This is a genomic window from Priestia sp. P5 (assembly GCF_029522155.1).
In the GTDB taxonomy this organism is placed as follows: Bacteria; Bacillota; Bacilli; order Bacillales; family Bacillaceae_H; genus Priestia; species Priestia megaterium_E.
Window position 1 is genome coordinate 2690355 of the sequence record NZ_JAKWFJ010000001.1, and the last position, 23570, is coordinate 2713924.

The window sequence follows — 23570 nt, forward strand, 5'->3', positions numbered from 1 at the left end:
GTATGAAACAAAATATATAGGTCTTTCGTCTTTACAAGTAGATATAAACAAAAGGAGTTACCATTATGAAAAATATATATGCTTCTCTTACACTTTTCACAGTGCTCACTTGCCTATCAGGGTGTGCTTATGCACCTCATAATAATCTATCTGCCGAAAGAGTCTCTGCTTCTTCTATTCAACATACTTCTTCTTCAAAACATGAGGCTTCAGTAGAGGAAATTACAAATAAGCTTCCGGGACACGTTTATTTAAAAGGTATAGCCTTTCAAGATACGCAAAAACCTTATTACTTAGCAATTAATTACGCTGCAATAGATAATCAGCATACGTTTGAAAAAAGCTGGACGTCTGTTAAAACCAAACGCATACTTTTACATAACGCAACCACCTTACTTTCTGCCATACAAAATGTTGACAGCGTTCACTTTACTATTAATACGACTGTTCCTCAGACAATCACGATTACTCGAAAAGAGTTAACCGACTTCTACGGAATAGATCTTCGGAATTATAATGACGTGAAACAAGTATGGAAAGAAAAATTCGAAGGACAGCAAGAAAAAATCGAGGAATTTTATGATGCACATCCAATTACGGAAATGCAGTAAAAGCGGCCCATGGCCGCTTTTTAAAGTTGTTTTTTCATAAACACCTGCTCAAGTTTGATTCCTTCATCTGTATATAAATCTTGAAAACCAAATGTTTTTAACATTTTCACGAGTAAGCTATTTCCTTTCTCAGGTACATTATATGTATTGTAAGCAATTGGTCCATACATATTAAAAATGGTTGCTAATAAAAAGCCCAGAACGTCCTCTGAATTTGAGATATGTTCCTTAACGCTTCCTTGATAAAAAGTAACGGAATTCACGATGCCTATGGAAGAAAAATTCTTTTGAAATAACAAATAGCCAACTTCTTCGTTTTTTTCATTCAACGCAATAAACGATTCTCCATCATGAATACAGTCAAATTGATTTTTCCACGGAACGTCGTATGTATAAAAGGGTAGGTTTCGAATATCTTTTGCAAGCCTTCGCTTTAACGAATACGTAAGCTGATTCTTCTTTTTAAGTAGAGAAGCGTGAAAACTACCTCTATGCTTTAGAAATAAAAGCGTATCTACAATCTCATATCCGTATTTTTGATAAAGGTGAATGGCTTTTTCATTCACTTTAAATGCTTCCAGACTGGCTTCCACTACTCCTTGCTGCTGATATCTCTCAAGTGTAGCTTTTAGTAAGGCTTCTCCAATTCCCATTTTTCGGTAAGGTAAGGCTACGCTTGTACCTCCATTCCAAGCATGTTTTTTTCCCTTGACCTTTTTTATTCCATTTAACATAATTCCAGCTGGTGTATTATTATAAAAAGCCATAAAAGAATGGTCGACAGATAGCTGATCGAAACCAAATCTACAAGTGAATTGATCTAGTGACAGCTCAATCGGAAGATAATAATCTTCAAAACCTTTATTGAATGCTTGTAATGCATCAGAAAAAGAACACTGACTTAAAGGCTTAATTATAATCACGGGACATTCCTTCCTTTTGTAAAAAGATAATAAGCTAGAAAATCATTACAAGAAAACATCATCAATAACCTTCTGAATTTTTGTGGTTTTTAAAAGAAAAGAAAGAGACATACCGCTTAAACACCCTGTCTCTTCCTTTCTTTTAACACTCTATTCTATTGTTTTTTAACCTCTACATCTGACGCTTTCACAAACGCATAGCGGTGATTAAAATAAATTTGATAATATTCGTCTTTTCCAATAATCATTTTGTGATCGTTTGGATTTGTTGTAAAAGTGGGTGCATAGTAATAGTCACTCCTTACTTTTTCTATCCCCACGTACACCTGCTCCGGGGAGATCGTGTACTGAAGCGGGACCATGTCTTTAACCGGTATATTAGAAGGATAGGCTGAAGCTTCAGGAAAAGCTCCTCCGTATACTTGAATGCTTTCTTTTCCTGCTTTTGGCGTTAATAATATGCCTGTACCTTTACTTGTATTTTTATTATGCGGATTATAAAACCAGGCTTTTTGCCCTCCGTACCAAATCGCTGTCCATTCTCCTTTTGTCTCAGCTACTGCATACGTTTGGCCAGTTACAGCTTTGCTTCCCCAGTCTAACGTTTGTTTCGTTCCCGGCCCTGAAGCTGCAGGCTCATTCAGTAGCGGTGAATCATTGCTGGGAGCTTGATGCAAATACACAAAGTTGGCCGGCTGCTTTGGTGCATCTGATACCTCCGGCTGATTGTTTTGAAAGACTGGATTAATCGTAACGGCTAGTTTGTTTGTGTGCTGGCGCTCAACCGGGCTTCCTACCAAATCCATATAGTGTCCCCAATCCCAAAACGGCCCGGGATCTGAATGCATACCTGATTGAGCCTTAGGAGATAAACCTGGCACCTCGTCATGACCAATAATGTGGGCTCGGTCTAACGGAATATTATATTCTTTGGCAAGGTGGCGTACGAGTCTTGCCGAAGAACGGTACATTTCTTCTGTAAACCACGTAGATCCTTCAAGGGCGAATCCTTCATGTTCGATTCCAATACTGTGCGTATTAAAATACCAGTTTCCTGCATGCCATGCTACGTCTTTGTTATGGATCATCTGTGCGATGTGACCATCCCTTGAACGGATTACATAGTTTGCAGCGGCTCTATTAGGGTTAGCAAACAAATCAATCGTTCCATCATAACTTACTTCTGTATCATGAATAACAATATAGCGAACATCTGATTTTTGGCGATTTGCAATATCATAGTTTCCGTAATCTGAAGGACTTTCGCTGAATTTTCCGTAAAAAGCAGGGATGTATTCACATTTTAAAGATGCGGGACAGTCTGCTTTATTCGTATTGGAATTTTCAGTGCGAGGAATCGATATATCTATGTTTTGAGGAGAAATTTTAAGATGCTGTCCGTCTGACGTTGTATGCTCTGCTCCTTTTTCCAACGTTTCATATACATCATTGGCAAATACTTGAGCGTTTTCTTTATCCTGAGAAGAACTGTAAGCTGCGACTGCTTCGTACCATTTTTGATCAGTGGACGGTACATTTCCATTTTTATCTTTTGCGATAAAAGCTAGCACAGCAGCGCCACCGCGAATATTTTGCACAGGATCTTTTTTTAATCTTTCTTTATCTGAGTTAAGCAGCTTAGCAGCTAAGGAGAGCGTTTGCTGTTTGTCATATGCTGGTTTTGAAGGTGCAGCTCCGTTTCCTTTTCCATCTTCTAAAGAAGGGATGTCTGTTAAATGCATAAGACCGTATCCTCCAGCCGCACTAGGTTCTCCGTTATGATTTTCCCAACGCGACTTGTTGTAGGAAATTGCCTTTAAAAGCGAAGCTGGCACACCAAATTCTTTAGATGCTTGTGCAAATGCTAGCTCCAAAGAATCTGACTGATTCTCTGCAGCCAAAGCGACTACAGGCTTTTGCAGCGTATGAAGGGGCATATAAGCTGTACATATGACACCAGCCGTAATCATGGCTACCCCCATCTTATTTAGTTTTAATCTTTTTTTAGTTTCAAACGTATTCCTCCCCCGTAAAGTATGTAAATGAGGTCAATAAAGACATAATATGACTTTACCTCATTCTCAACCATTTCGTCTTCTTTCTTTCTATTCCCTTGAGACAATAGTCTAGAAGATTCGACAGAGTTACTAGGAGGAAAGATGTGGTACGAGGAAAAAATCATAAAAATCATCCCTCTTCTTTAAAGCTGCGCTCTCAAAAATGGTTGAGTACAAAGGCGGTCCATTCATCCCTTTTGCTGCCTTTTTAATAAAGTAGCAATATTGTAGATAATGACATTCCTTCTATAATTCAACTATTACTAAACCAAATTTCTTAATTTACCAGTTTTTTAACAGACTGTACGTCCGACATTTTAGTAACTTTTCACCATAGTTAACCATGGAAAAGGTTGCTATTATTAAAGACAAGAGAATGTTTACATATGATTGAACGCAGCAAGAACTGCTCTTGAAAGGAGATACCTTATGAGAGGACACAGCATTCCAGCAATTAAGTTGAATGAAGAAGAAAAAGAAAAATTAGAGGAACTTATTGAACACTATAATTTAAAACGAACGTCTCTCATTCGAAAATTTATTATGGATGGAAAAGTTAAGCCTCCTTTAATCGGCAAAGAAGCAGGTGTGGAACTATTGGTTAACCTGCGAAAAATTGAGTCTGAACTAAGCCGGCTAAGCAATAATATGCATCAAATTGCAAAGTACTTACATAAACCAAAAGATAAGCAAAACCATTCACAGAATCTTGAAGAAATACTATTAGAAATGATGAAAAAACAAAAACATGTACAAGAAGATGTAGAGACTATTTCAGAGCAGCTTAGCGATCATTTATACGTTAAATAGAGAAAAAACGCTCTTTTCATTTCAGAAAAGAGCGTTTTTTATAAAGAAGTAGGGATTTAAATGCTTTTTTTCATCCCGCACTTTGCGCATGTACGGATAAAAATAAAGTCTTTTACTAAGCTTTTAAATTTCACATGTCCACAGTTATCGCATCTGCCTGCAACTTTATCCGGAAACTCCTCATATACATATACTTTTGTTAAATCAATCGCTTCTTGTTGCTCTTCCATTTCCATCACACCTTTATGCATCTTTACGATTCAGCTCTTTATATTCTATCAAAAATAAGTAAAATTACTAGGGTGAAAGCTTCAAAAAACAAGCAGGTTTTTTCACTATTTTTTTATCCGTTCAGCTTTGTACCACCATTTTTCTCTATCTAAAAATGCTTTTACATTCAGGATTTTTTTATCCCGAAGTGTAATGATGGCTGCTGCAGCTCCTTCTTTGGAAAAGGTTACCGCTGTTTCTAACTTTTCTTTCGTCACAAATACTTTTAATGTTTCCATATTCTCTTTTGTTAATTCCGCAGTTGTGATGGTTTCTCCTTCAATGATTGTATCTTTTTTTTCAATAAAATGTTCTCCATCAATCACCCAGGCTGCACGCGTTTCACCATAAACTTGAAAGAGGGTATTCTTTTTTAAATAACCTGTTCTCTCTGACATATTTGCATCCTTATATGTCTCCGTATCCTCAGTTGTTTTGATCCATAAAGGTTTATATAAAAAAGTAGGCTTTGGACAACCTTCCTCGTCAGAATCTCCCAAAGGATTTGTAGATTTAGGCTCCAAGTTTAAAAACTGTGCAACCCCTTTTGCATATGCCACCCCCATATCTTTTAGAAATTGAGGATTTTTCAAGAGCTTTGCATCATGTTCTGTATCAATAAACCCAATTTCAGTTAGTACAGACGGCATATATGAACGCCTTAACACACTATGATTAGCCAATTTCCTGCCTCGGTTAGAGTGATTGTATTTAGTGAGAACAAATTTCACATGATCGTGAATATCGTTTCGTAACACAATGGTTTGGTTATTTATATTTTTGCTATAAATAAAATCTTCATATCCCGTTTCGCCACCTGAGTTTATATGAATAGATAAGTATACATCAGCACCCCACGCATTGGCTTTGTTGACCCGTTCATTTAATGACAAAAACACATCGGTTGTACGCGTTGTACAAAGAGAAAATCCTTGATAGTGAGTAGAAAGAAAAGAGATGATGTACTGTTGAACAGCTAACACTAAGTCTTTTTCATATAGCCCGCTGGCGACAGCCCCTAGATCTGCCCCTCCGTGACCTGCATCTAAATAAATTTTTTTCATATAACCTGTCTCCTCCTTATCCGTAGCATATGCACGAATAAGCGAAGATGTTTGTTATACAAAACTACTTTTATGTATAAAGCTTTTTGCTATCGCTCATTTAGAAGTCTTTACAACTGATTTACCATAGCTGGTAACATCAAAATATGTATTTGATCCATCGTCTTCATTGATCACAACATCTAAGTCATGAAAATAACGATGAAGTTCTTTTAACAGTGCTTGATCTTTCGTCTGCTCTAGCTGTCCAGCGAGCTTCTCCATATGCTGAAAGTCTTTCTTTAAAACAGAATCTTTTACTTCAATCGTGCCAATCGTATTTTTAATGGCTGTCGCTTCTTCTTGTACGGCAGGCCAGTCTGGGTGCTCAATGGCACTCCACCCCGTCAAATCATTTAGTACGTCATGATGTTCAGCTATAAAATCTTTTGCCTGCTGATCACTGCTTTCCAGCTTATTAACTTTTTGTTGATTCACTTTAATGGCACTTGCCTTTATACTTTGCTGTGATAAAAAAGGAATTTTTCCGTTTTGGTACAATATCCATCCTGTCGCTCCTCCCCCGACTAAAAGAACGGATAAAGATATGGAAATGATCATACGCTTTTTCTTACTTTTACGTCTTTTTTCCATTTGACTCCTTTCCGGGTATTCAAAACCCTTTAGGCCTTATGAACTGAAACGAATAACCTACAAAAAGAATTTTACCATATTTTTAATATTAAAAATATTAAAAAAGAGACTCCTTCGAGTCTCTTTGAATCCACTTCAATTAACTTTCACCTGTGTGTAGCGATTTTTAGGAACATTCAACTGCAAGTTACTTCTTAACGTACTCCCTTCATATTCTGTACGATACAGGCCTCTTTCTTGCAGTATCGGTACAACGTGTTCAACAAAGTCATCTAAGCCATGGGGAACGCTTGAATGAATAATAAAGCCGTCAGCTCCTTTTTCTTCAAACCACTGTTCCATCAAATTAGCGATATGCTCTGGCGTCCCAATAAATTGTGTTTTAGGTGTAGCAATTCGCAGCGCTGCTTCTCGCAGTGTCCACTTATATTTTTTAGCATTTTCTTTAATTTTGTCTGTTGTACTGCGGAAACTATTACTTCCTATATCTCCCAAGTCAGGAAATGCCTCATCTAATGGAAACTGTGAAAAATCAAAATGATCGAAGAAGCGTCCTAAGTAGTTTAGCGCATGTTCAATTGTCACCAATTGAGAAAGTTCTTCATATTTTCTTTCGGCTTCTTCGTTTGTACTACCAATTATAGGACCAATTCCCGGGAAAATTAAAAGTTCGTTTTCCTCTCGTCCTTGTGCCAAGGCTCTTGATTTTACATCTTGGTAAAAAGCTTTTGCTTCTTCTAAATTGTCTTGTCCCGTAAACACTGCGTCAGCCGTTTTCGCTGCTAGATCTTTGCCGCTTTCAGAAGAACCTGCTTGAAACACTACGGGCTGCCCCTGAACTGAGCGGCCAATGTTTAACGGGCCTTCTACAGAAAAAAATTCGCCTTTGTGATGCAATCGGTGCAGCTTTTTCTCCTCAAAAAATTGTCCGGTTTCTTTATTTCGAATAAAAGCATCATCTTCCCAAGAATCCCATAATCCCTTTGTTACTTCTAGAAACTCTTCAGCTATTCTATAGCGTTTGTCATGAGTGGGGTGCTCTTTTCCATAGTTAAGCGCAGATCCTTCTAATGGAGATGTGACAACATTCCATCCCGCTCGGCCGCTGCTAATATGATCAAGTGAAGCAAATTGTCTAGCCACCGTAAACGGTTCGCTGTAAGAAGTCGATAGAGTGCCAACTAAACCAATATGAGAAGTGACAGAAGCAAGTGCTGATAAAATAGTAAGAGGTTCAAAACGATTCAAAAAATGGGGAAGCGATTTTTCATTAATATATAATCCATCGGCAATGAACACTAAATCAAATTTTCCTTCTTCCGCTTTTTGAGCCTGCTGCTTGTAAAAATCGAAATTAACGCTGGCATCTGACAAAATTTCAGGGTGTCTCCACGCCCCCATATTTCCTCCGACTCCATGAATAATAGCCCCTAGCTTTAATTGTCTTTGATGTGTCATATTACCATTCTCCTTTTTCATATCCATTCATAAATTCTCGTAATTGATTAGTTAAACCGCCTGCTCCAAAGCGAAGGACTCCTTCTTTTTCTGTCTTTCTTTCATTTCCTTCTTGTGCAAATTGTAAAAAAGCGATAACGTGAACTCTTCTAGGGTGAATATTTTCAATTCCTTCGTCATAAAACCATTGATCAATTGTATTGTAAATCCCTTTATTGACTTTGAAATGACTGTGGCACCAATTAAAAAACTGGAGATCAGGCAGATTTAAATATCTCGCTTGCCCTAGCTTGGAAGCTGTAGCTTCACTAGATACATAGCCCATATGTTGAAATCTTTGCTTAGCTTGCAGCGTATCAGCTTTAATTTGATGCTTTAAAAACTCAATAGAAGGGAACTTTTTCTCTCCTCGCACCCGAAAGATTACGTCGCATTGAACTGTCTCTCCATAAATAACGTCGTTAAAATCCAAAATATGAACCTCAAATGTTTTAGATAGTTCCGATCCAAATGTCGGCTTAACCCCTACATTCATAACTCCTCTATGTTCAAGTCCCCGCAGATGAACGAGGACACCATACACGCCATTTTTTAATTCCTCATGCTGAGTATCTATATTAGCTGTTGGAAACCCTAAGTATCTTCCTTGCTGCCTTCCAGGTACAACCTGGCCTTTTATAATAAGTTTTTTGCTTGTTTTAGCTTTTAATGCTCCTCTATTCACTACGTTCACCCTTCTTCCCTTAATTCTAGTAAAAAATAAAAGGTTCTTTGCACAATGTCACACATTGTGCAAAGAACCTCTAGTGATCTAGTCGGTTTGTTTAATTTGATGATTTTATCATATACTTATTATTCCTATGAGTCAAGTTGGTTTTTAATTAAAATATTAGATTGTTTTTTCATAAATATAAGAGTAAGGAGAATGCGTTGGGTTAATACGCTTGAAAAATTGCTTTGTTCGATCTTCTTTTGGGTTTAAAAATATGTCTTCAGGATGACCTTGTTCGACAATCTTTCCTCCGTCCATAAACACCACGTGATTAGAAACTTCACGGGCAAAACTCATTTCGTGCGTCACAATGATCATCGTAATTCCTTCTTCAGCAATTTTACGAATAACAGACAGTACTTCACCCACCAGTTCAGGGTCCAAAGCAGACGTCGGCTCATCAAATAAAATAACTTCAGGATTTAAAGCAAGCGCTCTAGCAATGCCCACTCGCTGCTGTTGACCTCCTGATAACTGACTTGGATAAGCATTTGCTTTTTCAGCAAGCCCAACTTTTTCAAGGACGTCTAAACTGCGTTGTTTCGCTTCTTCCTTTGGCAGCTTTTGAACAATAACTAGCCCCTCCATAATATTTTCAATAACGGTTTTGTGTTTGAACAAGTTGTATTGCTGAAAAACCATCGTTGTTTTTTGTCGAAGAGTTAAAATGTCTTTGCGATTTGGCTTTTGGCACTGAACCGTAAATTGATCAATCGAAACTTCTCCTTCATCTGCTTTTTCTAAGAAATTAATGCAGCGTAAAAACGTAGTCTTTCCAGAACCACTCGGTCCTAAAATGGTCACAACGTCGCCTTTTTTAACAAGTAAATCAATACCGTCCAATACTGTGTTATGACCAAATGTTTTTTTTATATTTGTTAGTGTAATCATACAACCCCTCCTCGATTATAAACAGTTAATTTACGTTCAAGCAGCGCTGTTATTCCTTCTATTAACATCGTCAGCATCCAATAAATAAGAGCAGCAGCAATATAGGCTTCTAAAAACTTGAGATTATTCGAAGCTACGATATTAGCAGCACCGTTTAGCTCTTTTTGCGATACGATGAATGCGATAGAAGACGTATGCAAAAAGCCGATGAAGATATTACATAAATTCGGTAAAGACAAAGCAAACGCCTGTGGAAAAACAATTCGTTTCATCGATTGAAAACGATTCATCCCAATAGCATACGCAGCCTCAATTTGTCCTTTTTCTACAGCTAACAAACCAGAGCGAATAATCTCTGACATATAAGCTCCCGCTGTAAAAGACAAAGCGATTAATACAAATACGACAATAGGAATGCTGTTTGCATTGAAGCCCCATCCATAGTAACTCGATAGTTTATTAATAAATAGCGGGAACCCTAGGTAAATAACCATAATATGAAGAATAGCAGGCGTTCCTCGGAAAAATGATACGTATACGTTGGCAATTGGCGTTATTATTTTTACTGAATTGATTCTCACAGCCGCAACGGCAATACCAATAAGCAACCCGCCTAGTAACGGACCGATGGTAATAAGGAGCGTTAAAGGTAATGCCTTTAAAATTTCTACAAATGCTGTCCATATAAACGGTACGTCAATAATCATGTTTACACCTCTTTTAGTAAGCTCGTTTTATACATGAACAGGCTGATCATGTTTTTGCAGCTTCTGTTCTGATTTCACAAAAAATTTCTCTAATATAATCGCCACAAAATAATAAATAATGGCAAGTGCGATATATACCTCCACTGCATGAGCCGTTGCAGCGATAATGGTATCTCCTCTTCCCATCATATCCATCACACCAATGGTAAAGGCTAAAGACGTATCTTTTAAGGACCCAATCACAAGATTTCCAAAGTTAGGAAAGGCTACAACGAGAGCTTGCGGCAGCACAATTCGAGTGAACGTTTGTTTTCCGGTCATTCCTATACTATAAGCTGCTTCAGTTTGCCCTTTATCTACACTATTAATGGCACCGCGCATCATTTCAGAAAAAGACGCCGCCGTGCTCAGTGAATACGTGATAATAACAAATACGAGCGGAGCCATTCTTGAAACGTCAATATGAATCAATTGTAAAAGGGCAGGTATCCCGTAAAAAACTAAAAATAATTGAATTAAAATAGGCGTTCCCCTCATAAAAGAAATATAAACTGCTGCTATTTGACTTAACACCGGTACTTTATAAATACGAGGCAGGGCAATAAACAATCCCAAAGTACTGCCAATCACAAGTGAAGCAATCAAAATCCAAATTGTAATATGCAAATAAGATAATAATTGAGGAATAGAGGTGAAAATCAGCTCTATATCAAATGCTTTTCCCATCTTTTTCTCTCCTTTTTTTCCCTCTACAGGTAGCGAAAGGACCCAAGTTCAAGGCTTGGGTCACAGTAAGTGCTTTAGTTATTTCCAGCTGCTTTTGTATAATCTTCTCCTAGCCATTTTTTACTTAATTTTGTCAATGTTCCGTCTTCTTTTATTTCTTTTAGCGCTTTATCAACATCTTTTTGTAAACCTGTTTCATTTTTTCGAAGCATAAAATATACTTTTGAATTTGAAATAGCAGGTCCTACAACTTTTTGCTCTGCGTCCGCTTGCTTATTAACAAAGTCAACTGCAAACGGCGTACTAATTGTAGCGTCCGCACGTCCTGTTTTTAGCTGCGTTTTTGTATCATCAGATCCTTGACCTGAATAAACGATATCAATTTTATTTCCATGTTCTTTGTTATACTTATCGATTAAGTTAGCAGAGTTACTCGTTGCTCCTACAATTACCTTTTTACCGCTCAAATCTTTGATTGATTTAATTGACGTATTTTTTTCATTTACAACTACATGTAGCGGAAAGATATTATAAGGTTCTTTATTAAACAGGAACTTTTGTTTTCTTTCTTCATTCACTTCCATCTGATGGGCTACTAAATCAATTTTGTTGGATTCCAAGCTCAAAAGTAAATTAGAAAAATCCATGGTTTTGAATTCAAACTTATAGTTTGGAAGACGTTTGTCTATTTCTTTAACAAGCTCTACGTCATACCCCGTTAGATTTCCTTTATCGTCAAGAAAGCAAATGTTGGGAAATTGCGTACCCGTTCCTACAATAATTTTTTGCACTTTATCTTTGCTTGCGTTAGCTGCTGTTTCTTTATTGGGTGTTCCGCAAGCGGCTAATAATAAAAGAAGTGATAAAAAGATAGCTGTCAGCTGTAGTTTTTTCATGTGTTTGGTCCCTCACTATGTCTCAAAATAATTTATTGTTTTAACGAATGAATAAAATGGATGTTGCAGCTATTTAACGATTGGTGAATAGTCTTCAATCAACTTTTCTATTTGTTCATAATCTTTTTCAATAACTCCTTTAAACTGCCCCTTATCTCCAATTTCAACGACCGGTACATGACGAATACCGTATTTAATTTCAAGTAAATCTCGCAAATAATCTTTTCCTTCTACATCGATACTTTCATATTGATAGCCTTTTTCATGAAAATATGCTTTTAGTTCTTCGCAATGATGACAACCTTTTCGATTCCATAATAAAATTTTTACTGACATGGTTTCTCCTCTTTTCTTTTAAATTATTAATTAGCTTGTTGTAACTCCTTGTGTTTTTCTAACTCATATCTTTCGGGATGCAAGATCTTTCTTAAGAATACGCCTTTTCCTTCTTCTCCTTGATCGACTTCAAAAAAGCGTTCATACCCTTTTCTTTCATACATAGGAATCAACCATGGATGTCGATCAGAAGTAGCTAATGTAACAGCAGGAGCCCCCAGTTGATCTCGAATAACCGTTTCTTCAACCCACGTTAAGAGTTTAGAACCTACTCCTTTCTTTTTAACCAAAGGATCTACCGCAAACCACCATAAGAAAGGCCAGTTCGTTATTTCTTTATACGTTCTTGCTGTAATTGTAGCTACTATTTTTCCGTTAATTTCCATAATGTAGCAGCGGCTGTTTTGAATGTTTTCTTTTACAAGTTGAATCGTTGCCGTCGCGGCAGGAAATTTAATTCCTAGCTTTCGAATCGGCTCGTATGCTCGAAGCGTTAAATTCAACAGTTCTTCAGCATCTTCTACGGTTGCTAATCGAAATAATTCACTCATTTTCTTCACCTCATTTTATAAATGTTTGAAGAGATAGATTCCCTTTGTAAATCAGCTCATCCACCGCTTCCTTTAAACGACTTTTGGCATTCATATTGTTGATGCCTGCAAAAGACACGTATTCATGCAGCAGAAAAAGACTGCTGAGCCAGTAAGGTCTACCTAAAAAAGACGCTAAAAGTTTTAAATCATACTTAGCTTTTAGTAAAGAATTCACATTTTCACCAATAAGAATTGGCAGAAGTATTTTTTTATACAATAAATCTTCCGGCAATATTTTTGTTAGCCGTTCAAAAGATTCTACGTATGTTTCATTTACTCCCGATAACAGAACGACAATACTTTTAGCTTGGTTCACTTTTGAAATGAATACCTTTACTTCTTTCTGAGCTTCCTCCGTTAAAGCGTGTACATCATGATACGAGATAGCTTCTGCGTGCACTCCTTTTGAGGTTAAGCAAGCTTCTAGCTCATCTTTCACTGAGGCTATTTGTTGATAATTATGGGAGCTTCCGTTATATAAAATACATACATCGCTCACTTTTTTCCCCTCCTTTTTACAGCAAAAAGGCTCCTGGAGTTTCCTCAGGAGCCTTTGGTAGACCAATCAGCTTTAACTGTTTCTTTGATAAAACCGGAGAATAAAATGAAGTGTCTTTGAAACATACTCACTCAATTCTTATTTATCCAAGTTGTTTTATCGGCTTTTCTGTTTGATGATTCAACTATATAGCCTCAAAATGGCAAAGTCAACTTATTTTTCAAAAAATATTTTTCTTTCAAAAAACTCTTTTCATCTGGAAAATCCTTTGCTAAAATTAATCCCAATTATTCTTACCTTTTTTATCAACTTTAAGGAGTGTTTTCAGTGAAATTAAGTATTTTAGATCAAAGCCCACGTTATGAAGGTGAACGTGCTGAAGATGCATTTCAGCATACCATTCAATTAGCTCAGCTAGCAGAAGAACTTGGTTACCATCGTTTTTGGGTAGCGGAGCATCATGACTCTGAACATGTTGTAGGATCATCACCCGAAGTGTTAACTTCTCACCTGCTCGCTAAAACGCATCATATTCGTATTGGTTCAGGAGGTGTTATGCTTCAGCACTACAGCCCTTATAAAGTAGCAGAAAATTTTAACGTTTTAGCCTCATTATCTCCAAATCGCATCGATCTTGGAATCGGCAGAGCACCAGGAGGACTACCTCATTCTACTCAAGCCTTGCAACAAAACTCTCAGCCCACTAAGTCCTTAACAGACAAACTGATAGAACTTAAACAATACCTAAACGATACGCTGCCGGAAGATCACCCTCTTTACGGTTTAAAAGCCTATCCAAGGCCCCAAAAAGCAGCAGATATGTTTTTACTGGGAGCAAGTGCTTCAAGCGCAGAGCTTGCGGCATCTCTAAACCTTCCTTATGTATTTGCTCAATTCATTAATGGTGATCAAAAAGTACTGGAAGAAGCGATTTCTGTCTATAATCAGCACGTTTCATCCCATGCACGCTCGCTTGTCGTTGCGCTTTCCGTCATCGTAGCGGATACCGTAGAAGAAGCAAAAGCATTAGCATCCAGCACAAAAATATTTAAAGTACATTTACAAAATGGGAAGTCCGCTACATTAGGCTCCAAAGAAAAAGCAGAAGAATTTGGTCAGCAGTCCAAAGAAAGCTATCGAATTGAAGAAAAAGAAGCAAACGTCATATACGGTACAAAAGAAACCGTTCGTCAAAAGCTCCAAGCGTTGAAACGGGAATTTTCTATTGATGAATTTATCATACTTACTGCTATTCAAAATTTCGAACAAAAAAAGCGATCTTACACGCTCTTAAAAGAAGCATTCAATGAAGGAGATGCTCAGAAAACTAATCACACTTTAGCTGCTTACTAATCCAGAAGCTGAGACAAAAGTATTTTAGTAGAAGTAAAAAACGCACTAATAATCAAAATTACCGATTATTAGTGCGTTTTTTTTATTGATAAGAAGAACGTACCTTTCATGTGTTTAGTTGCTTCTGGCTGGTGATTGGAGGGCAAAGCGAAGTCTTGCACGGAAATCACCAGCGGTGTAACAAGTCATCCATACTAGATCATTTATCCCATTTGTTCGTCTGTAGATTCGAGTGATTTAGTTATGCCTCAATTTCTTTGTTTTATCTACTTCCGAGGAGTTCAAACAAAGTATACACATACCTCTCATTTTTTCAAAAAATCATTAAATTGAATCAAACGTTTTTTTATAGTACCATATGAAGATATGAGTCTAGTAGAAGAAGGGAATTTAAAAATATGCCTTACAAAATGATTGTTTTAGATTTGGATGATACACTGTTATGCGATGATCACACTATTTCTCCGCGCACAAAAGAAGCATTAATGAAGGCGCAAGAATCGGGAGTGAAAGTTGTACTTGCTTCCGGACGACCAACTTACGGAATGGTTCACATTGCGAAAGAGCTAGAATTAGAAAAGTACGGAAGCTTTATTTTATCGTTTAATGGGGCAAAAATCATTAATTGCCTAACAAATGAAGAGCTATTTAGCAGCACATTATCGCCGAGAACCGTTGCACGTCTCGACGATATTAGCCGCGAAGAAGGCGTTTTAATTCATACGTACGTGGGAAATGAAATTATAACCGAAGTAGAAAATAAATTTACGGATATTGAAAGTGACATTACAGGTCTGCCGATCCGTGTTGTTTCATCTTTTACTGATGCCGTTACAGAACCTGTTGTAAAAGTACTCATGCTTGCAGAACCGGAAATGCTGGTTCACGTTGAAAAGAAACTTCAAAAGCAGCTTCAAGGAGAGCTAAGCGTAATGCGCTCTAAACCATACTTCCTTGAATTTACAGAAGAAGGCGTCACAAAAGGGACAAGTCTCCACTTATTAATTCAACAGCTTGGCATTACACGCGATGAAGTGATTGCCATTGGCGACAGTTATAATGATCTTGCCATGATTGAATTTGCTGGCCTTGGCGTAGCAATGGGAAATGCTCCTGAAGATATTAAAGAAAAAGCCAACCACGTAACAGATACAAACATGAATGACGGTGTGGCAAAAGTTGTGGAAGAATTTATCTTAAAACCTGTTAGCATTTCATAAGACAAAAAAGCAGCTCGTACGAACCGAGCTGCTTTTTTGTTTTGATTTTATACTCCTAACAGTTTCATAAGAAGCGTCGCTAAAATAACAGTGGAAGCGCCTCCAAGTCTTGTTGCTACTTGAGCAAATGGCATAAGTGACATACGGTTGGAAGCTGATAAAATCGCTACGTCTCCCGTACCTCCTAAACCGCTGTGACAGCCGGTTACAATAGCAGCATCTACAGGGTGCATTTTCATCATTTTACCTACAAAATAACCCGTTGCTACCATAGCAATAACAACTGCAGCACATACGACTACATAACCTGGTGTAACAATTTTCACTACATCTTCAAGAGGAATATACAAAATTCCTAGCCCTACCATTAACGGCCATGTTAAGCTCGTAGAAATGAATTTGTACATATGATAAGCACCTTGCTCCATTTTAGCAGGCATTACTTGTAAACATTTGACTAGCGTTGCCGCTACGATCATTAAAACTGGACCTGGAATTCCTAAAAACTTATGTGCTAAGCCTCCGAAAATAAAGAAACTACATGCAATTAAAAGACCTGCGCCCATTAACGAAAAATCTACTGGTTTCTTGATATTTGTATCTTCTGAGATGCCATCTCCGCCTTTTGTCTTCACAAGAACTCCATTACCTGTTAATTCTGGCTTTTTCTCTCCTAGACGTTTCATTAAGCCAGCACATACGATAGCAACGATGTTTCCGATAACAGCAGCTGGAATCATTTGCGACACAAAAGATTCTGCTGAACTACCTAAAATTTGAGAATAAGCAAGTGAAAGCGGTAAAATACCTTCACCAATCCCTCCTCCAATAATTGGTACAACAATATAGAAAAATGTATGTTTTGCTCCGTAGCCAAATAACATCCCAACAGCTACGCCTGCAGCTACAGCGGCTAGCGTACCTAATACAAGCGGTACGAACATACGTGTAAAGCCTTGAATTAAAACTTTGCGGTTCATACCAAGAATACTTCCGGCTACTAAACAAGAAATATAAAGATATAAAAAGTTTGATGTCTTCATCAAAGTTGTTACCGCTTCCATAGATGCGGGATTTAAAACATTATAAAAAACTAATACGGAAGGTACAAGCAGTGATAAAATAGCTGGTCCGCCAATATCTTTTAAAATCGGAATTTTTAATCCTAAATCACCAAGCAGCATTCCCATTACCATAATAATCGCAAATCCGCCAATCATATCTGGAGGAAGCTCGTTGTAAACGGCCGCACCATATACAATTAATGCAAGTAAAACGTATAGCGGCAGAGGAATAACTCCTACTTTAATATTGTTGATTCGGTTCCAAAAACCCTTATTTTCAGGCTGTGAATCTTGAGTAAACGTTTCCAATTTACGTGCTGTATTCATCTCATAACCCCCTGTGGTTCTAATATAGAGAATCATACACAAATTCCAAAAAACTATATACGTTATGTAACTTAAGAATTCTTTTTGTAACTAAAAAAAGCACAGCTTCTTTTTTCAGAAGCTGTGCTTTTTCTATCTAAAAATTAAGCATTTACTGTTTCTAAAGCTTTAATTTCTTTGTATGTTGGTTCCCACATTGCTGCTTTTACTGCCGCTTTAACATCTGTTGGAACTTCTTTTGCAACGCCATCTTTAATTGCTGCGTTAGCAACTGCTAAAGCAACGTTATATGATACTTCACGTAATTCTTCTACGCGCGGTAGTAATGAAGCACCTGGTTTGCTGCTGTCTACCATCTCAGCTACAGCGTGTGCACATGCTGCGAACATACTGTCTGTAATAACTTCTGCTTTTACCACGATTGATCCAAGACCAAGACCTGGGAAAACAAAAGCATTATTAGATTGACCAATTTCATATTCTACACCATCGTATTTAACTGGTTCAAATGGACTGCCAGTTGCTACAAGTGCTTTTCCTTCTGTCCAATTTAATAAGTTTTCAGGAGTAGCTTCCGCAAGCGGAGTTGGATTTGACATCGGTAAAATAGCTGGGCGTTCTACATGCTTCGCCATTTCTTTTACGATTTCTTCTGAGAATGCGCCTGCTACACCAGACGTACCAATTAAGATTGTTGGCTTAACTTGTCTGACAACTTCCAAAAGAGAAATTTTGTCTTCTTCACGGTTCCAGTCCTTCACTTCTTCTGCTTTTCGTGCATAAGGCGTTTGGAAACCTAATAAGTCGTCCATGTCATCTGTTAAAAGGCCTCGGAAATCAACTGCCCAGAAGTTTTTGTATGCTTCTTCTTCTGTAATACCGTCTAATACCATTGCGTCACGAACTTGGTCTGCAATACCGATACCTGCTGTACCCGGTCCAAAGATTAAAACGCGGTGGTCACGAAGTGGCATTTTAGACACTTGAACTGCTGAGAAAATAGCGGCAAGCGTTACAGCACCTGTTCCTTGGATATCATCATTAAACGTTAGAATTTCTTTTCCATACTTGTTAATAATGTTACGAGCATTTACATTACCGAAATCTTCCCAGTGTAACAGTGCATTAGGGAATATTTCAAGAGATTTTGAAATGAATTGATCTACGAAATGATCATAGCGCTCACCGCGGATACGTTCGTGACGGTTTCCGATATATAAAGGATCATTTAATAATTTTTCGTTGTTTGTTCCTACATCAAGAACAACTGGAAGTACTCTGCTTGGGTCGATTCCTGCTGCAGCTGTGTATACGGCTAATTTACCGATAGCAATATTAATACCGCCAACGCCCCAGTCGCCAATTCCTAAAATACTTTCTGAATCTGTAATAACCATTAAATCAATGTCTTCACTATTTGCATCGATATTTTTAAGAGCTTCTTCAATGCCCTCTACATTATCGATTGATAAGTATACGCCACCCGGACGGCGATATTCGTGGCTGTACTCTTGGATTGCTTGTCCAACTGTTGGTGTATAAACAACAGGAAGCATTTCTTTTAAGTGATCTTGCAATAAACGATAAAATAATACAGCATTACGGTTTTGTAAATCGTTTAAATATACATTCTTACCAAGGTTATCTGGCTGAGCTAAAAATTGCTCATATGCACGTTTTGCTTGCTCATCTAAAGTTAAAGTCATTGGAGGAAGTAAACCTTCTAATCCTAACGTTTTGCGCTCTTCTTTTGTAAAAGCTACCCCTTTGTTTAACATTGGAGCTCCTAAAATTTCTTTCCCGCGTAAAGTCGTTTCGATTGTTTCATTATCTGCAAAAAATACGTTGCGCATACGACTATCTTCCTTTCTGTAGACTTGTATGACAAGCATACAAGTTGGTTAGATTTAAGTAATTAACATCTTATATGGATATTACATATTATTCAAATGTCCGTTAACTTTTTATGAATAGCATGCTAATTCATTTGACAATAGTATATTTTATGCCTATCTATTTCTGCTGTCAACTATTTTAGTAGAGCAATTTTTTAGTTATAAAGAGGTAGAAATTTCTGAATTTAATATCTTTTATTAATTTTCTTTTTATATAGGTATTAAGAACCTTATTTACAATGGTTATTTCTTTTTGAGAGTTAAAACAGTTCTTTAATATGGGAAAAATGTTTAATTATAAAAAATTTATTTTAAAATAATTTCAGTTTACCTTTAAAAGAATAATTTTTATTTTTTTGTCTATGCTGATTAGTAAATTACTATGAATATTCTTTCTCTTCTCTCTATACATATAAACTACATAGTTCTTTTTTATAATAATGGAGGTTATTGCATGCTAAAACCAGATACAGCTATTATTTTTGGATTTCTTATCGAAGAGGCGTCCAGTCGATTAGACGATCAAGAAATTAAAGAAATTGCGGCTAAAGAGCTAGAAAATGGAGAATTGGTTTTTGAAGAAGCGAGTTATTTTTATAAACGCTTTTTTATTCCGGCTTCCTCTGAATTAAGACAAGCTCTTCGCCGAGAGGTCTTATCACTTCATTTAACATTAAATCAAATCAAAAATGCGCATGGCAACGGATCCATGTCTAAGATTGCTCATATGCATCAAATTATTGCAGAAACTGAAAAATCAACAAACAAACTGAACAGACTTTTAAATCTTGCGTTTTACGAAGGTGAAGACGATCAGACATACGCCTCCTTCATGAATATCTTTTCAAATAAATCATAAAAAAACCGCCCTTAAGGACGGTTTTTTTATTGAACACCTTTCATTAAACGCTGAATTTTTGGCGAAATCATTAGTACAATTACACCTAAAATGACCGAAACTCCGCCCAATGCAGCGAAATAAACAACTTGCGAAATGTTTTCATAATATTGAACAAGCTGAGCATTGATTGCCTGCGCCGCTGCGCTTGTTAGGAACCATAAACTCATTGTCTGAGCAGAAAACGCTGCAGGTGCTAGTTTTGTTGTAGTTGATAGCCCTACTGGTGATAAACAAAGCTCTCCAACTACAACTAAGAAGAAGCTTAGCACTAGCCATAGCGGGCTCGCTAACGTTTCATTTCCATGAATGCTAGCCGGGATAACCATAACAAGGAAAGAAAGCCCTGCAAATAAAAGTCCTAATGAAAACTTCTTTGGTGTAGAAGGTTGTCTGTTTCCCAATTTTACCCAGATCGCTGCAAAAACTGGCGCAAATATAATAATGAATAGCGGATTTAAAGATTGGAACCAGCCAACTGGAATTTTAAAACCACCATACGTTAGCTGCGTATGATCTTTTGCATACGTTGCTAAAATTGTTGACCCCTGCTCTTGAATCGCCCAGAACATTACTCCAGAGACAAAAAGAGGAATGTACGCTAATACGCGTGAACGCTCATCAGCTGTTGTCTTGGGGCTCTTATACATAACAACAAAGTAAATAATAGGAATAACTATCGCTAAAATACTTACAAATAAAATAACACCTTCAACAGTTAAAATACCCGCTAAAGAAGTCAGTACAATAAAGATTGCCAGTACAACTACAACAAGTGCAATGGTACCAAAAACTTTTTTGCGTTCTTCTGGTTTTAAAGGGTTTGGAACTTGTCTACCTGCACGACCTAGGTTTTTGCCTCGTGTAGCCATAAATACGATTAGACCTAAAAGCATTCCTACTGCCGCGATTCCAAAACCTAAATGGTAGTTATACTTTTCACCTACTGTTGAAACAACTAGCGGCGCAATAAATGCTCCAGCATTTACACCCATATAGAAGATACTAAACCCAGCATCTCGACGGTTATCAGTCGGGCTATACATATCGCCCACAACGCTTGAAACGTTTGGTTTTAATAAACCTGTTCCGATGATAATCAAGAACATTGAAATAAACAGCGCTGTTACACCTGCTGGCAACGCAAGCACTAGATGTCCGAGCATAATAAATATACCGCCGTAAAACACCGTATTAGACGTACCTAAAATGCGGTCTGCAATCCAACCGCCAATAATTCCAGACATATAAACAAGGGAACCATAAATAGAAAAGATCGCTAAAGCGGTTCCTTGTTCCATTCCTAATCCACCGTTTGCAATTGTATCGTACATGTACAATACAAGTAGCGCACGCATTCCATAGTATGAAAAACGCTCCCAGAATTCTGTAAAGAACAAGGTAAATAAACCTTTAGGATGTCCGAAGAATCCTTTTTGAGGAACTGTTTCATACACTTTTTCTCTCTCTACCGACATATTCCTTAACCTCTCTTTCAACCGTAAACCATCATAGACAAAACTGTCAAAAAATTATGATGATATAAAAAAATAGAAACAAGAAAATTTTATTCTTATAAAATGATTCTGTCAATATCAGAATTTTACAATGAGTGCATAATATACGGTTTTTCGTTATAAAATTGCACCTATAAAAAGCTTTAAATCAAGATTTCTTTTCTTGAAATATCTTTTTGAAAAATTTTTTATACAAAACCCTTGATTACAAAGCATCTGATTATCTACTTTTCATACAACCAGATAATATTTTTCTTTTTGGGAAATTTTTCTTTATATTTAAAAAGAAGCTTTATTCTTTTTAAATTATGCTTCCCTCAATCAAAAATATACTTTTTTAAAATAATAAAACCTTCTTTAAAAATGTCTCTTTTGTTATAGTAGATACTCTTTTTTCACCTATGTAATACTTTTAATATAAGTCATCCTCATTTTTTTATGTAAAAAAAGAGATAAAAGGTTTATTTTTCATCTCTTTTTTACTGTGCCTACAATTTTACGTATTCACCATTTACCATTTGTCCTTTGTGAAGAGGAAACACACCTTCTTCTTTAGTGTATACAATCGTTCCTCTATTAATGGTAGTTAAAATAACGCTATTAAATACCGTTCCTTCATATATACTGTGCTTATGTTTGAAAACCATTCCTTCTTTTGTCACTTTTTCAGTTTGATCCAGATCAACGATAACCAAATCCGCATCGGATCCGAGCAAAATGCTTCCTTTTTTAGGATATAAGCCGAATCGTTTAGCTGGATTGGTTGATACAAGCTTTGAAATGTGAGAAAGAGAAATCCCTCTAGTGATCGCTCCTTCACTAATCATTGCTTGCAAAGAGTACTGACCGCCTGATATTCCACCCCACACTTTAAATAAATCATTCTGATGAGCTGTTTTTAACTCAATCGGGCAAGGAGAATGATCCGAAGAAATCATATCTACTTCCTCTGATTGAATACAAGCCCATAATTTTTCTTTTTGACTCCTGCTGCGAAGAGGAGGTGCACACTTAGCCGTTACGCCAATTTCTTCAAAGTCTTCCTCTGTAAAAAGTAAATAATGCGGACAAGTTTCCAGCGTAACGTTCATTCCATTCTTCTTTGCTTCCGTAATAAGCTGCACTGCTTCATAGCTACTAATGTGTACAAAGTGAAGCGGACATCCCGTTTCTTCACCGTACTCAAGTGCTTGCTTTACTGCGTTTACTTCTGCTACAACCGGTCGCGTTTCTAAATAATCTTTAATAGCCGTTTGTTTTTGCTTCTGTTTAGCCTGTTCAAGCTGTTGTATTAAGTCATTTCTTTCAGCATGCAGGGCAAGCACTTTATTTAGTTTTGCAATCTCTTTCATTCCTTCGTATAATGTGAGGTCATCTGAAAAATCAAATTCAGAACCGGCTTCTGACATAAATGCTTTAAAACCTATTACACCCGAATGAGCCATTTTGGCTAATTCTTCTTTATTACCAGGAACCAACCCTCCCCATAAACCGTAGTCCACTACCGACTTTTGATCAGCCAGCTTTTTCTTTTCCCGCAGCGCTGCTTCTGTTACGGTCGGAGGGACGCCGTTTAAAGGCATATCAAAGTATGTAGTGCAGCCTCCTGCGGCCATAGATGCTGAACCGTAGTCAAACCCTTCCCAATGATCTCGGCTCGGTTCATCAAAATGCACATGAATATCAATCATTCCAGGCAGAACATATTTGCCTTTAGCATCTACGTATTTTTTTGCTGGTATGCTAACACCTTGCGCTATTTCTGCAATCTTTCCTTTTTTAATACCTATGTCCGCTTTTACTATTTCGTCTTCTAATACGACCGAACCATCCCGAATAATTAAATCGTACATGTTATCAAACTCCCCTTTATTTAACTACTCCATCTTCTTATTAAACGAAGCAGTCTGCTATTGTTCTATCATGCATTGTTTCCTTTAAAAAGTCTTTATCCTTGTAAAGAAACCTGACACATAGACTGGTTATTACGCTAGTAAATATAACTGAATTATCTGATTTTTACACTCGCCATTTTGTCTAAAGTTTTCTT

At 37.1% G+C, this 23570-nt stretch carries 23 protein-coding genes; 5 read left to right on the top strand and 18 right to left on the bottom strand.

Annotated elements, in window-relative coordinates:
* The first annotated feature begins 65 nt into the window (after positions 1–65).
* Complete coding sequence (locus MMB69_RS14405; protein WP_277447884.1) at positions 66–611, top strand: DUF4825 domain-containing protein; 546 nt, start codon at positions 66–68, stop codon at positions 609–611.
* A 20-nt stretch (positions 612–631) separates the two neighbouring features.
* Here the strand turns inward: MMB69_RS14405 and MMB69_RS14410 are convergent, their stop codons facing one another.
* Together MMB69_RS14410 and MMB69_RS14415 are read right to left on the bottom strand one after the other, a co-directional pair.
* Positions 632–1534 carry a GNAT family N-acetyltransferase gene (locus MMB69_RS14410; RefSeq protein WP_221782836.1) on the bottom strand — a complete coding sequence of 301 codons (903 nt, stop codon included), beginning with the start codon at positions 1532–1534 and terminating at the stop codon, positions 632–634.
* Between the two features lie 155 nt (positions 1535–1689).
* Entirely contained in the window at positions 1690–3504 is a 1815-nt protein-coding gene (locus tag MMB69_RS14415; protein ID WP_277447885.1) for an N-acetylmuramoyl-L-alanine amidase, read from the bottom strand.
* Positions 3505–4020: 516 nt separating this feature from the next.
* On the opposite strand from MMB69_RS14415, the gene MMB69_RS14420 reads away from it, so the two are divergent.
* Positions 4021–4401 (top strand): plasmid mobilization protein, encoded by a 381-nt coding sequence (locus MMB69_RS14420; RefSeq protein WP_013056777.1) that lies wholly within the window; start codon positions 4021–4023, stop codon positions 4399–4401.
* Between the two features lie 56 nt (positions 4402–4457).
* On the opposite strand, the gene MMB69_RS14425 is transcribed toward MMB69_RS14420, so the two are convergent.
* The 12 genes from MMB69_RS14425 to MMB69_RS14480 form a co-directional block, all read right to left on the bottom strand.
* Positions 4458–4637 carry a DUF8096 family protein gene (locus tag MMB69_RS14425; protein WP_025752091.1) on the bottom strand — a complete coding sequence of 60 codons (180 nt, stop codon included), beginning with the start codon at positions 4635–4637 and terminating at the stop codon, positions 4458–4460.
* Positions 4638–4736: 99 nt separating this feature from the next.
* Complete coding sequence (locus MMB69_RS14430; protein ID WP_221782832.1) at positions 4737–5735, bottom strand: N-acetylmuramoyl-L-alanine amidase family protein; 999 nt, start codon at positions 5733–5735, stop codon at positions 4737–4739.
* Between the two features lie 96 nt (positions 5736–5831).
* Positions 5832–6368: a hypothetical protein gene (locus MMB69_RS14435; RefSeq protein ID WP_277447886.1), complete on the bottom strand. Its 537-nt coding sequence runs from the start codon at positions 6366–6368 to the stop codon at positions 5832–5834.
* A 135-nt stretch (positions 6369–6503) separates the two neighbouring features.
* Complete coding sequence (locus MMB69_RS14440) at positions 6504–7826, bottom strand: LLM class flavin-dependent oxidoreductase (protein ID WP_221782829.1); 1323 nt, start codon at positions 7824–7826, stop codon at positions 6504–6506.
* A 1-nt stretch (position 7827) separates the two neighbouring features.
* Positions 7828–8550, bottom strand: a complete 723-nt coding sequence (locus MMB69_RS14445) for a riboflavin kinase (protein WP_277447887.1) — start codon at positions 8548–8550, stop codon at positions 7828–7830.
* Between the two features lie 165 nt (positions 8551–8715).
* Positions 8716–9489 (bottom strand): amino acid ABC transporter ATP-binding protein, encoded by a 774-nt coding sequence (locus tag MMB69_RS14450; protein ID WP_029321411.1) that lies wholly within the window; start codon positions 9487–9489, stop codon positions 8716–8718.
* Positions 9486–10196: an amino acid ABC transporter permease gene (locus MMB69_RS14455; RefSeq protein ID WP_013056770.1), complete on the bottom strand. Its 711-nt coding sequence runs from the start codon at positions 10194–10196 to the stop codon at positions 9486–9488. The genes MMB69_RS14450 and MMB69_RS14455 overlap by 4 nt, the downstream gene beginning before the upstream one ends.
* Before the next feature lie 27 nt (positions 10197–10223).
* Positions 10224–10922 carry an amino acid ABC transporter permease gene (locus MMB69_RS14460; protein WP_013056769.1) on the bottom strand — a complete coding sequence of 233 codons (699 nt, stop codon included), beginning with the start codon at positions 10920–10922 and terminating at the stop codon, positions 10224–10226.
* A 74-nt stretch (positions 10923–10996) separates the two neighbouring features.
* Positions 10997–11818 carry an amino acid ABC transporter substrate-binding protein gene (locus MMB69_RS14465; protein WP_115653713.1) on the bottom strand — a complete coding sequence of 274 codons (822 nt, stop codon included), beginning with the start codon at positions 11816–11818 and terminating at the stop codon, positions 10997–10999.
* 69 nt (positions 11819–11887) lie between these two features.
* The gene (locus tag MMB69_RS14470; RefSeq protein ID WP_115653712.1) at positions 11888–12154 is read right to left on the bottom strand and encodes a glutaredoxin family protein; all 267 of its coding nucleotides are present in this window, start codon (positions 12152–12154) and stop codon (positions 11888–11890) included.
* Between the two features lie 26 nt (positions 12155–12180).
* Positions 12181–12705, bottom strand: a complete 525-nt coding sequence (locus tag MMB69_RS14475) for a GNAT family N-acetyltransferase (protein WP_269871334.1) — start codon at positions 12703–12705, stop codon at positions 12181–12183.
* Positions 12706–12715: 10 nt separating this feature from the next.
* The gene (locus MMB69_RS14480; protein ID WP_221782821.1) at positions 12716–13246 is read right to left on the bottom strand and encodes a hypothetical protein; all 531 of its coding nucleotides are present in this window, start codon (positions 13244–13246) and stop codon (positions 12716–12718) included.
* Between the two features lie 327 nt (positions 13247–13573).
* Between MMB69_RS14480 and MMB69_RS14485 the strand changes: the two genes are divergently transcribed.
* Together MMB69_RS14485 and MMB69_RS14490 are read left to right on the top strand one after the other, a co-directional pair.
* Positions 13574–14599, top strand: a complete 1026-nt coding sequence (locus MMB69_RS14485) for an LLM class flavin-dependent oxidoreductase (protein ID WP_277447888.1) — start codon at positions 13574–13576, stop codon at positions 14597–14599.
* 398 nt (positions 14600–14997) lie between these two features.
* Positions 14998–15819 carry a Cof-type HAD-IIB family hydrolase gene (locus MMB69_RS14490; RefSeq protein WP_221782818.1) on the top strand — a complete coding sequence of 274 codons (822 nt, stop codon included), beginning with the start codon at positions 14998–15000 and terminating at the stop codon, positions 15817–15819.
* Positions 15820–15866: 47 nt separating this feature from the next.
* Here the strand turns inward: MMB69_RS14490 and MMB69_RS14495 are convergent, their stop codons facing one another.
* The gene (locus MMB69_RS14495; RefSeq protein ID WP_013082898.1) at positions 15867–17210 is read right to left on the bottom strand and encodes a 2-hydroxycarboxylate transporter family protein; all 1344 of its coding nucleotides are present in this window, start codon (positions 17208–17210) and stop codon (positions 15867–15869) included.
* A gap of 143 nt (positions 17211–17353) precedes the next feature.
* Positions 17354–19063: an NAD-dependent malic enzyme gene (locus MMB69_RS14500; RefSeq protein WP_269871336.1), complete on the bottom strand. Its 1710-nt coding sequence runs from the start codon at positions 19061–19063 to the stop codon at positions 17354–17356.
* A 496-nt stretch (positions 19064–19559) separates the two neighbouring features.
* Here MMB69_RS14500 and MMB69_RS14505 point away from each other — a divergent pair, with 496 nt between their 5' ends.
* A complete protein-coding gene (locus MMB69_RS14505) occupies positions 19560–19964 on the top strand; it encodes a hypothetical protein (protein ID WP_221782814.1) in 405 nt (134 codons plus the stop codon).
* Between the two features lie 26 nt (positions 19965–19990).
* Here MMB69_RS14505 and MMB69_RS14510 read toward each other — a convergent pair whose 3' ends face one another.
* Positions 19991–21481 carry a peptide MFS transporter gene (locus tag MMB69_RS14510; RefSeq protein WP_221782812.1) on the bottom strand — a complete coding sequence of 497 codons (1491 nt, stop codon included), beginning with the start codon at positions 21479–21481 and terminating at the stop codon, positions 19991–19993.
* 527 nt (positions 21482–22008) lie between these two features.
* Positions 22009–23373 (bottom strand): allantoinase, encoded by a 1365-nt coding sequence (locus MMB69_RS14515; protein WP_221782810.1) that lies wholly within the window; start codon positions 23371–23373, stop codon positions 22009–22011.
* Positions 23374–23570: the final 197 nt, after the last annotated feature.

What these genes read in the sequence shown, in the direction of transcription:
- MMB69_RS14405 (WP_277447884.1), top strand. Translation starts at nt 66, where the DNA reads ATGAAAAATATATATGCTTCTCTTACACTTTTCACAGTGCTCACTTGC.
- MMB69_RS14415 (WP_277447885.1), bottom strand. Translation starts at nt 3,504, where the DNA reads ATGATTACGGCTGGTGTCATATGTACAGCTTATATGCCCCTTCATACG.
- MMB69_RS14420 (WP_013056777.1), top strand. Translation starts at nt 4,021, where the DNA reads ATGAGAGGACACAGCATTCCAGCAATTAAGTTGAATGAAGAAGAAAAA.
- MMB69_RS14425 (WP_025752091.1), bottom strand. Translation starts at nt 4,637, where the DNA reads ATGGAAATGGAAGAGCAACAAGAAGCGATTGATTTAACAAAAGTATAT.
- MMB69_RS14430 (WP_221782832.1), bottom strand. Translation starts at nt 5,735, where the DNA reads ATGAAAAAAATTTATTTAGATGCAGGTCACGGAGGGGCAGATCTAGGG.
- MMB69_RS14435 (WP_277447886.1), bottom strand. Translation starts at nt 6,368, where the DNA reads ATGGAAAAAAGACGTAAAAGTAAGAAAAAGCGTATGATCATTTCCATA.
- MMB69_RS14440 (WP_221782829.1), bottom strand. Translation starts at nt 7,826, where the DNA reads ATGACACATCAAAGACAATTAAAGCTAGGGGCTATTATTCATGGAGTC.
- MMB69_RS14450 (WP_029321411.1), bottom strand. Translation starts at nt 9,489, where the DNA reads ATGATTACACTAACAAATATAAAAAAAACATTTGGTCATAACACAGTA.
- MMB69_RS14455 (WP_013056770.1), bottom strand. Translation starts at nt 10,196, where the DNA reads ATGATTATTGACGTACCGTTTATATGGACAGCATTTGTAGAAATTTTA.
- MMB69_RS14460 (WP_013056769.1), bottom strand. Translation starts at nt 10,922, where the DNA reads ATGGGAAAAGCATTTGATATAGAGCTGATTTTCACCTCTATTCCTCAA.
- MMB69_RS14465 (WP_115653713.1), bottom strand. Translation starts at nt 11,818, where the DNA reads ATGAAAAAACTACAGCTGACAGCTATCTTTTTATCACTTCTTTTATTA.
- MMB69_RS14470 (WP_115653712.1), bottom strand. Translation starts at nt 12,154, where the DNA reads ATGTCAGTAAAAATTTTATTATGGAATCGAAAAGGTTGTCATCATTGC.
- MMB69_RS14475 (WP_269871334.1), bottom strand. Translation starts at nt 12,705, where the DNA reads ATGAGTGAATTATTTCGATTAGCAACCGTAGAAGATGCTGAAGAACTG.
- MMB69_RS14490 (WP_221782818.1), top strand. Translation starts at nt 14,998, where the DNA reads ATGCCTTACAAAATGATTGTTTTAGATTTGGATGATACACTGTTATGC.
- MMB69_RS14495 (WP_013082898.1), bottom strand. Translation starts at nt 17,210, where the DNA reads ATGAATACAGCACGTAAATTGGAAACGTTTACTCAAGATTCACAGCCT.
- MMB69_RS14500 (WP_269871336.1), bottom strand. Translation starts at nt 19,063, where the DNA reads ATGCGCAACGTATTTTTTGCAGATAATGAAACAATCGAAACGACTTTA.
- MMB69_RS14505 (WP_221782814.1), top strand. Translation starts at nt 19,560, where the DNA reads ATGCTAAAACCAGATACAGCTATTATTTTTGGATTTCTTATCGAAGAG.
- MMB69_RS14510 (WP_221782812.1), bottom strand. Translation starts at nt 21,481, where the DNA reads ATGTCGGTAGAGAGAGAAAAAGTGTATGAAACAGTTCCTCAAAAAGGA.
- MMB69_RS14515 (WP_221782810.1), bottom strand. Translation starts at nt 23,373, where the DNA reads ATGTACGATTTAATTATTCGGGATGGTTCGGTCGTATTAGAAGACGAA.